We start from the raw sequence: 10,186 nt of genomic DNA, 5'->3' as shown, positions 1-10,186 counted from the left end.
ATGGCTGGCCGAAGAACATCATCATTTCATCAGCCTCGGCGATGCCGCCTATCCGGCCGCGCTGGCCGAACTCGACCCGCCGCCGCCCTGGCTGTACGCGCTGGGCGACACCGATCTGCTCGACTACCCGGCCATCGCCGTGGTGGGCAGCCGCAATCCGAGCCACGCGGGGCGCGAGGCGGCCCACGAATTCGGCCGAGCGCTGGCCGCCGCGGGGCTGGTCGTGGTTTCGGGGCTGGCCCGTGGCATCGACGCCGCCGCCCACGAAGGCGCGCTGGATGCCGACGGACTGACCATCGCAGTCACCGGCACCGGCCTGGATCGCGTCTATCCGGCGGCCCATAAGGCGCTGGCCGAGCGTATCGCCGAGCGCGGTCTGCTGCTTTCCGAATTCGCGCTCGGCACCCAGCCGGCACGCGGCAATTTTCCGCGGCGCAACCGCGTGATCGCCGGGCTGTGCGCCGCCACCCTGGTGGTCGAGGCCGCGCGCGCCTCGGGCTCGCTAATCACCGCGCGCATGGCCGGCGCCGCCAACCGCGAAGTTTTCGCCCTGCCCGGCTCTATCCATAACCCGCTGGCCCGCGGCTGCCACCAGCTCATCCGTGAGGGCGCCAAGCTGGTGGAGACCACCGATCACATCCTGGAAGAGATCGCCGGCTCGATCGGCGGCTATCGGCGCGAAACCAGCGCCGCCACAGCGACCGGCGAACCGGCGGCGCCTGTCGACAGCGACGACAATAGCGACGACGAGGCCGAGCGCCTACTGGCGGCCCTCGGCCACGATCCGGCGCGCATCGACGACCTGGTGGCGCGCACCGGCTGGCCCGCGGACGCCGTGTCTTCGACCCTGCTCATTCTCGAACTCGAAGGCCGGGTAAGAGCCGTCGCCGGCGGCGCTTATGTGCGGGTAGGCTATTAATTCGACACCAAAACAGCTGAAATGTCAGCTGTTTTCAACGCACCCGAAAATCAAGGCCGGCACATGTCCGTCCTTGATTTTCAAGTGCTTCGCGGCCGATGGCCGCGGCGAGGACGCGGTTGCGCACTCGCATTATTCATCCGGCATGAAGGTATTTTCATACCGGATGAATAAGCCTGACAGCGCGTTCGCCACGCCCGGCGCGGGTCGGCATGATAAAATCGATGTCATGAACGAAAATGTCCTGGACGTCCTGCTCTATCTGTTCGAGAACTTTTCGTTGACGGACGTGGGCGCGACCGGCGATGTCCGCCGGGATCTCGGCGACGCCGGCTTCTTCCCCGACGAGATCGACGACGCCTTCGACTGGCTGCGCGCGGCCCAGCCGGAGGGCCGGGCGCCGATCACCCCGCCCTCGGACGACAGCATTCGGATCTATGCCGAACCCGAAATGCACGTGCTTGACGCCGAATGCCGCGGTTATATCGCGCGCCTGGAACGCGCCGGCGTGCTCTGCGCGGCCAATCGCGAACTGGTCATCGACCGGCTGATGGCATTGGTCGACGACGAATTCGAAGGCGCGGAACTGGAGCAGGTCAAGTGGATCGTGATGATGGTGCTGTCCTCGACCGATGGCCACGAAACCGCCCAGGCGCGGATGGAAGCCATGCTGCACGCGGACGTGCCCGGCGCTAGTCACTGACGTCGGTCATAGGGCTATTCATATTTCCTCGGCAAGCCGCCCGCCGCGGCCTGTCCGCGCCGGCCGGGCACGCTTGAAAACGCCGCGCTCGACCCGCCATTGCGGATTTCCCCGTCTTGACGCTGGCGCGTCGCGCGTGCTTCAAAGGCTGTGCTAGGGTTCGCCACGCGGCGCGCCCGTTCCGATTTCCATCCCTTTTCAAGTGTGAGTCGATGAGCCGAAACCTCGTCATCGTGGAGTCCCCGGCCAAGGCCCGGACGATCGAAAAATATCTGGGCAAGGACTATCAGGTCCTCGCTTCATACGGTCATGTGCGCGATCTGATTCCCAAGGAAGGCGCGGTCGATACCGACAACGACTTCGCGATGCACTACGACATCATCGACCGTAACGCCAAGCAGGTCGACAAGATCGCCAAGTCGCTGAAACAATCCGACGCCCTGCTGCTGGCGACCGACCCGGACCGCGAAGGCGAGGCCATCGCCTGGCACCTGCTCGAGTTGCTGCGCGATCGCGGCCTGCTCGAGAACAAGCACGTGGCCCGCGTGGTGTTCCACGAAATCACCAAGCGCGCGGTCGCGCACGCGGTCGCGCATCCGCGCACGATCTCGGACGATCTGGTCAACGCCCAACAGGCGCGCCGCGCGCTCGATTATTTGGTGGGCTTCAATCTTTCGCCGCTGCTGTGGAAGAAGGTCCAGCGCGGCCTGTCGGCCGGGCGCGTGCAGAGCCCGGCGCTGCGCCTGATCTGCGAGCGCGATGCCGAAATCGAGGCCTTCGTGCCCGAGGAATACTGGCGCATCGAGGCCAAGGCGGAAAAGGACGATATTCCGTTCTCGGCGCGCCTGTCGCAGCTCGACGGCGAGAAGGTCGAGCAGTTCACGATCAACGACCGGGGCGGCGCGGACGCGGCCTATGAAAAACTCGTGGCCGCGGCCGAGGGCGCTCTGCGGGTCGCCACGGTCGAAAAGAAACAGCGCCGGCGCAACCCCTCGCCGCCGTTCACCACGTCCACGCTGCAGCAAGAGGCCGCGCGCAAGCTCGGCTTCAATGCGCGCCGCACCATGCGCACCGCACAGAACCTGTATGAAGGCGTGAAGCTCGGCGACGGCGAAGAAACCGGTCTGATCACCTATATGCGGACCGATTCGGTGAACCTGGCGGGCGAAGCGCTCACCGAAATCCGCCAGACGATCGCGGATCGCTACGGCGCCAAGAATTGCCCGGACAGCCCGCGTACGTTCAAGACCAAGTCCAAGAACGCCCAGGAAGCGCACGAAGCCATCCGGCCGACCGCCAGCGCGCGTATCCCGAGCGAGATCAAAAGCCATCTCACCTCGGATCAGTTCCGGCTCTACGAACTGGTCTGGCAGCGCACGGTGGCCAGCCAGATGGTGCACGCCGTCTTCGATACGGTCTCCGCCGACTTGGCCGCGGACCCCGATAACAAGCACTTGTTTCGGGCCACCGGCCGCACCCTGCGCGAGGCGGGCTTTCTGTCGGTCTACAAGGAAGGCCGGGACGACGACAAGGGCGACGACGACGCCGACAAGCGCCTGCCCGCGCTCGCCGAAGGCGAAACCATCGCGCTCAACGAGATCGTTCCAACCCAGCATTTCACCGAGCCGCCGCCGCGCTTCACCGAGGCCGCGCTGGTGAAGACGCTAGAGGAATACGACATCGGCCGGCCGTCGACCTATGCCGCGATCATCTCCACGCTACAGGATCGCGAGTACGTCGAGATGGACGGCAAGGCTTTCATGCCGACGCCGCTGGGCAAGATCGTCAACAAGTTTTTGACCGATCATTTCACCCGCTACGTCGACTACGAATTCACCGCCAATCTGGAAGACCGGCTGGACGCGGTTTCCCGAGGCGAGGCCGACTGGCGCCCGCTGCTGGCCGAATTCTGGGACCGGTTTTCCGATCAGATCGAGTCCAAACAGGATCTCTCGCGCGAGGAAGTCGCCCAGGCGCGCGAACTCGGCACCGACCCCAAGACCGGAAAGCCGGTGATCGTGCGGATCGGCCGCTTCGGCCCGTTCGTGCAGATCGGCAGCAAGGACGACGAGGAAAAACCGAAGTTCGCCGGCCTGCGCAAGGGCCAGGACATGGACAAGATCACGCTCGACGAAGCGCTGTATCTATTCAATCTGCCGCGCGATCTGGGCGCCACCCCCGAAGGCGAGGAAATCCAGGTCAATATCGGCCGCTTCGGGCCCTATGTCCGCTACGGCAAGAAATTCGCCTCGCTCAAGGAAGACGACCCCTACACCATCTCGAAACAGCGCGCGCTGGAAGTGATCGCGGCCAAGAAAGAGGCCGACGCCAAGAAGCTGATCGCGCATTTCGAGGACGCCGGCATCAAGGTCCAGCACGGCCCGTTCGGCCCGTACATCACCGACGGCAAGAAGAACGCCAGCGTGCCGAAGGACCTCGAGCCGGCCGAACTGACGCTCGAACAGTGCCGGGAGATCCTGGCCAAGGCGCCGGAGAAAAAGAAACGCGGCCGCAAGAACGCCAAGACCGCGGCCGGCAAGAAAGCCTCCGGCAGCGCCAAGACGACCAAGACGTCGGGCGCCAAGGCCAAGACCGCCGCAAGCCAAGCCACGAAGCGCAAGACCGGCAACGGCAAGACGAGGGCCAAGAAGTCGTCCTCGTCGAAGAGCGCGACCGGCAAGAAGACTGCGCCGGGCACGACCAAGACTCAATCGAAAAAGTCCGGCTCGGGCGGCCGCAAAGGGGGCTCCGCCTCGACCTGAGGCGGGCTGATCCGACGTACACTTCGTACTACTTTCCGGCCGTTCCGGTCGGTTTTTTCGAGGGTTGCCGCTATGCACGATATCCATGTGTCGCCGCATCGACTGCGGCTGGCCGCCCGCACCCTGGCCGCGGGCGGCATCGTCGCGCATGCCACCGAAGGCGTCTGGGGGCTGGCCGCCGACGCCTATGACCCCGATGCCGTATGGCGGGTGCTCGCGGCCAAGCGCCGGGACGCGGCCCGCGGGTTGATCGTGGTCGCCGCGGATGCGAGCCAGCTCGCGCCGCTGGTCGACCCGCGTGCCGATGCGGCTTGGCGCCGGGCGGTCGAATCCTGGCCGGGGCCGACCACCTGGCTGTTGCCGGCTCGTCGCGACGCGCCGTGGTGGCTGACCGGCGGCCGGGCGACGATCGCCCTACGCGAGACCGCGCACGGCCTTACGCGCGCGCTGTGCGCCGAGTTCGACGGGCCGATCGTCTCCACCAGCGCCAACGTGACCGGCCGCCCGCCGGTGGCCTCTGCGTGGCGCGCCCGCGCCCGCTTCGGCGATCGGATCGATCTGGTGCTGGGCGGCGAACCCGACACTCCGGGCCGACCGAGCACAATCCGCAATGCGGTCACCGACGAGACCGTCCGTGGCTGAGCCCGATCACACCCGCGACGCGGCCGATCCGGATGCCGCGATCGCTTATTTCCGCGATCTGCAGAACCGCATCGTCGATCGCCTGGGCGCATTCGAACCGGACGCGCGTTTTCATGCCGATACCTGGACCCGCGCCGAGGGCGGCGGCGGCGATACCCGGATACTGGCCGACGGCGAAGTCTTCGAGCGCGCCGGGGTAAATTTCTCGCGCGTACACGGCCGCGAGCTGCCGGCGTCCGCCTCGGCCCGTCGGCCTGAACTGGCCGGGCGCTCGTTCATCGCTTCGGGCGTGTCGGTGGTCGCCCATCCGCACAACCCGTACGTCCCCACGGCCCACGCCAACGTCCGGTTGTTCGTCGCCGAAAAACCCGGCGCGGAGCCGGTGTGGTGGTTCGGCGGCGGTTTCGACCTGACGCCCTATTATCCGTTCGAAGAGGATGCGGTGGCCTGGCATCGCGCCGCGCACGACGCCTGTGCGCCGTTCGGCGCGGACCTGTATCCGCGCTTCAAGGCCTGGTGCGACGAATACTTTCATCTGCCACACCGCGGCGAAGCGCGCGGCGTGGGCGGGCTGTTCTTCGACGATTTCGACGAACTCGGCTTCGCCGATTCGCTGGCTTTCGTGCAGACGGTGGGCGATGGCTTCATCGACGCTTATGTGCCGATCGTCGAGGCGCGCCGTCATCACGCCTGGGGGGAGCGTGAACGCGCTTTTCAGCTATACCGGCGCGGGCGCTACGTCGAGTTCAATCTGGTCTATGACCGCGGCACGCTGTTCGGTCTGCAATCGCGCGGGCGCACCGAATCGATCCTGATGTCGATGCCGCCGCTGGCCGCGTGGCAATATGGATTTTCGCCCGAGCCCGGCTCCCCCGAGGCCGATCTGACCGATCGTTTCCTGGTGCCGCGTGATTGGCTCGCGGGGGCATAGACTATAATGGCGATTGAAGATGCATATCACTCTCACGGAACTGCGTTACCTGATCGCGCTCGATAAGGAGCGCCACTTCGGCCGGGCGGCCAAGCGTGCGTTCGTCAGCCAGCCGACCCTGTCGGTCGCGGTCAAGAAGCTCGAGGGCGAACTCGGCGTGACCGTGTTCGAGCGCAATCGCGGCGAGGCCCGGGTCACGCCCATCGGCCGGCGCATCATCGAGCAGGCCTACCGGGTTCTGGGTGAGGTCTCCGCGCTGGAAGCGGTCGCCGAGCAGGGGCGCGACGAACTCAAAGGCCCGCTGCGTCTGGGGGCGATCTATACGGTCGGGCCCTATTTGCTGCCCCACCTGATCCCGCGGCTGCGCGAAGCCTCGCCCGATATGCCCTTGATTATCGAGGAGAATCTTACCGGCAATCTCACCCAGCAATTGCGCAACAACGAGCTCGACGCGGTCATCGTGGCCATGCCCTACGAAGTCCCGGGGGTGGCGACCTGGCCGATCTACAACGAATCGTTCGTGGTGGTGATGCCGCAGAACCACGCCTGGGCCGAACGCGAAACGATCGAGCCGGATGATCTGGCCGATGACAATTTGCTGCTGCTCGGCCCCGGCCACTGTTTCCGCGATCAGGTGCTGCAACTGTGCGCGGAGTGCCGTGAATCCGAAGAGGCCAATCGCACCCGCTCGGGCTCGAGCCTGGAAACCATCCGCCATATGGTGGCCAGTGGGCTCGGCGTGACGGTGCTGCCGCGCTCGTCGATCCCCAATCTGTCGGCCGAGTCGCGCCTGCTCGAGACCCGGCCGTTCGCCGGCGAGCCGCCCCAGCGCCAAATCGGTATCGCGTGGCGCCGCAGCTTCCCGCGCCCCAAGGCGATCACCGCGCTGCGCGAGGCCGTGCTACAGTGCGACCCGACCGGCGTAACGCTGCTGCCCGAGGCCGTCGCCAGCAACGCCGACGACGGCTTTCTCGACGCGTCGTAACATCGAGCCTCTACAGCGACGACTCTTGTACACTCGCCCGGTCATCCGCCGTTGTCGATCCGCCATGCGCGCGCTCACGATCGCCGCCGCCCTGGTTTTTGTCTTGGATTTTGCCGGGCCCGCCCACGCCGCCGCCAGCGATGCCACGCGCCAAGAATTCCTCGATGCGCTGTCCGCCGCCCGCCGCGGCGATCTGGCCGACAAGTCGGCCGAGGTCGCCGACCTGCGCGGCTACCCGCTGTACGACTATCTGCAGGCCACGCAGCTGCGCGCCGAACTGCGCACGAATGCGGGCGCGGCGTTGGACGCCCGAATCGAGCGCTTCATCGAAGCCCACCTCGACCTGCCCCCGGCGCAACAGCTCCGCGACGCCTGGATCGCCAACCTGGCCGATCGCGGCCAATGGCAACAGGTGATCGACCGGACCCGTGCTTCCGACGGCACCAGCGCCCGGTGTCGGGCCGTGCACGGCAAAATTGAACTCGGTCGCACGCCGGTTAAGCAAGCGATCGATCTGTACATCGTCGGCCGGAGTCAGCCGTCGGCCTGCGACCCGGTGTTCGCGTGGCTGGACGACACCGGACGGCTGACCGCGACGGTGATCCGCAAGCGCGCCCACAAGGCGATCCTCAACGATCAATACGGCTTGGCGCGCTATTTGACACGCCAGATGCCGATTGCCGACACCGCGATCATCGATCGCTGGCTCAATGTCGCCGAAACGCCGTCGAATCTGGCCGACGCGCGGGCGGGGCTGGACCCGGAAATCGCGGTCTATGCGTTCAAGCGGCTCGCCCTGCGCGATCTGGATACCGCGGCGGGGCTGATCAAACCGTTGGTCGCGCGGCTCGGGCTCAACGGCGATCAGCGCTACCAGATGCGGCGCTACGTCGCCCTGCTGTACGCCGAGGATCACCGCCCCGAGGCGTTGCTGTGGTTCGCGCGTATCGACCATGCCCGCATGGTCGGCGACGAGCACGCGCTGGGCTGGGAAATCCGCGCCGCGATCTATCAGCAACGCTGGCCGCTGGTGCTCGACGCCATCAACAGCCTGTCCGCCGCTACCGCCGATGACGAGGTATGGCGATACTGGAAGGCGCGCGCGCTGGCCGCGACCGGCCAAAAACCACAGGCCCGGGCGATATTCGCGCGCCTGGCCTCGCGGCGCTCGTATCACGGCTATCTGGCCGCGGACGCGATCGGCGCGGACTACAGCTTCAACGCGCAACCGGTACCGGACAATCCGGCGGCCCGGGCCCGGGTCGAGGCAGAACCGGCGTTGGCGCGCGCTCATGAACTGCACGAGTTGGGCATGACGAGCTATGCCTATCTGGAGTGGCAGAACCTCATCGCGCATCTGAATTCGGCCGAATTGGCTCAGGCCGCGAAGATCGCCTATCAGTGGCAATGGTATGCGCGCGCGATCGTCACTCTGGCCAAGGCCGATTACTGGAACGATCTGGATATCCGCTATCCGACGCCGTTCGTCGGCGCGGTGCGCGAGGCCGCGGACAACAACGACCTCGATCCCGCCTACGTCATGGCGATCATCCGTACCGAATCGTTGTTCCAGCCCACGGCGCGCTCCCCGGCCGGCGCGCGCGGTCTGATGCAGCTCATGCCGGGCACCGCAGCCGATCTGGCGCGCGCGATGGGCCGCCCCGCCCCCTCGGCGTACGATCTCAACGACCCGGCCACCAACATCGGTCTCGGCGCGCGTTATCTCGGCGACATGCTGGCCGAGTGGTCGGGTAACATCGCCCTGGCGACGGCCAGTTACAACGCCGGCCCGCACAAAATCGCCGAGTGGCTGCCGGACCACGACATGCCGGCCGCCATCTGGATCGCCAATATTCCCTATACCGAGACCCGGCGCTACGTCCGGCGCGCGATGTCGCACATGACCGTGTTTCAGCATCGCTTGGCCGAATCCGTGGTTCCGCTCGACCAGCGCATCGATGAAGTGAAGCCGAGTTACCCCGACGATAGCCAGACGACGTTCTGATGCAGCGCTATCTGGTCGGCGGCGCGCTACGCGACGAGTTTCTCGGCCTACCGGTCGCCGATCGCGACTGGGTCGTGGTCGGCGCCACGCCGAAACAGATGACGGCGGCCGGCTACACGCCAGTCGGCCGCGACTTTCCGGTGTTCCTGCACCCGGAGACGCGCGAGGAACACGCGCTGGCGCGCACCGAGCGCAAGTCCGGCCACGGCTATCACGGTTTCGTGTTTCATACCGGCAGCGATGTCACCCTGGAAGCCGATCTCGCCCGCCGCGATCTGACCGTCAACGCCATCGCGCGCGCGGACGACGGCAGCGTGATCGACCCCTACGGCGGCCGCGCCGATCTTGAAGCCGGCGTCCTGCGCCATGTCTCCGACGCCTTCGCCGAGGACCCGGTGCGGCTGCTACGGCTGGCGCGCTACTACGCACGCCTGGCGCCGCTGGGCTTTACCGTGGCCGACAAGACGATGGACCTGGCGCGCGCCATGGTCGCCGGCGGCGAAATCGATCATCTGGTGCCCGAGCGCGTCTGGGCCGAGATGGAGCGCGCCCTCATGGGCGCCGAGCCGCAGCTGTTTTTCTATCTGTTGCGCGCCACCGGCGCACTGGCGATCGTGTTGCCCGAGCTGGACCGGCTATTCGGCGTGCCCCAGCCGGTGCGCTACCACCCGGAGATCGACAGCGGCGTCCACACCCTACTCGTGCTCGGCCAGGCGGCGCGCGCAAAAGCGAGCCTGGCGGCGCGCTTTGCCGCGATCTGTCACGACTTCGGCAAGGCCATCACCCCGAAAGACATCCTGCCCAGCCATCGCGGGCATGAGGAACGCGGCATCGCGCCCACCGAAGCCGCCAGCGAACGCCTCGGCGTGCCCAAGCGTCTGCGCCAGACCGCGCGCCTGATCACGCGCTGGCACACGCATCTGCATCGCATCGACGAACTGCGCCCCGGGACGGTGCTTAAAGTATTGGAAGCCCTGGACGCGTTCCGGCGCCCTGAGCGCATCGAGGATCTCATCGCCGTATGCGCGGCCGACGTACGCGGCCGGCTCGGCTACGAGCATCACGCCTACCCCCAGGCCGACAAGATCCGCAAGGCGCGGGAAGCGGCCAGGGTAATCGACGGCGCGGCCATTGCCGGGCGTGGACTCGAAGGCCCCGAGATCGGCCGCGCCCTGCGCGCGGCACGTATCCGTGCGATCGCAGCAACAATATAAGAGGGTGTCTACAAAACTACTGCGC

8 protein-coding genes are annotated in these 10,186 nt (G+C 66.6%); all 8 read left to right on the top strand.

What is annotated here, in order from left to right:
* A partial coding sequence (gene dprA / locus VFJ08_RS09480) for a DNA-processing protein DprA (protein WP_324996957.1) occupies positions 1-919 on the top strand: 919 nt, incomplete at its 5' end.
* 229 nt (positions 920-1,148) lie between these two features.
* Complete coding sequence (locus tag VFJ08_RS09475; protein ID WP_324996956.1) at positions 1,149-1,622, top strand: DUF494 domain-containing protein; 474 nt, start codon at positions 1,149-1,151, stop codon at positions 1,620-1,622.
* A 212-nt stretch (positions 1,623-1,834) separates the two neighbouring features.
* A complete protein-coding gene (locus VFJ08_RS09470; RefSeq protein ID WP_324996955.1) occupies positions 1,835-4,384 on the top strand; it encodes a DNA topoisomerase I in 2,550 nt (849 codons plus the stop codon).
* A gap of 72 nt (positions 4,385-4,456) precedes the next feature.
* On the top strand, positions 4,457-5,026 hold the full coding sequence (locus tag VFJ08_RS09465) for an L-threonylcarbamoyladenylate synthase (RefSeq protein ID WP_324996954.1): 570 nt from the start codon (positions 4,457-4,459) through the stop codon (positions 5,024-5,026).
* Positions 5,019-5,957 carry an oxygen-dependent coproporphyrinogen oxidase gene (gene hemF / locus VFJ08_RS09460; protein ID WP_324996953.1) on the top strand — a complete coding sequence of 313 codons (939 nt, stop codon included), beginning with the start codon at positions 5,019-5,021 and terminating at the stop codon, positions 5,955-5,957. The genes VFJ08_RS09465 and hemF overlap by 8 nt, the downstream gene beginning before the upstream one ends.
* Positions 5,958-5,982: 25 nt before the next feature.
* Positions 5,983-6,942 carry a hydrogen peroxide-inducible genes activator gene (locus VFJ08_RS09455; RefSeq protein WP_349256984.1) on the top strand — a complete coding sequence of 320 codons (960 nt, stop codon included), beginning with the start codon at positions 5,983-5,985 and terminating at the stop codon, positions 6,940-6,942.
* A 64-nt stretch (positions 6,943-7,006) separates the two neighbouring features.
* Positions 7,007-8,947 (top strand): transglycosylase SLT domain-containing protein, encoded by a 1,941-nt coding sequence (locus VFJ08_RS09450; protein WP_324996951.1) that lies wholly within the window; start codon positions 7,007-7,009, stop codon positions 8,945-8,947.
* Complete coding sequence (locus VFJ08_RS09445) at positions 8,947-10,161, top strand: multifunctional CCA addition/repair protein (protein ID WP_324996950.1); 1,215 nt, start codon at positions 8,947-8,949, stop codon at positions 10,159-10,161. Before VFJ08_RS09450 ends, VFJ08_RS09445 begins: the two co-directional genes overlap by 1 nt.
* The last annotated feature ends 25 nt before the right edge of the window (positions 10,162-10,186 follow it).

This window comes from Salinisphaera sp. (assembly GCF_035690525.1).
Classification (GTDB): Bacteria; Pseudomonadota; Gammaproteobacteria; order Nevskiales; family Salinisphaeraceae; genus Salinisphaera.
The sequence above is the reverse complement of the archived record's forward strand: the minus strand, read 5'-3'. Positions and strand labels throughout refer to the sequence as shown.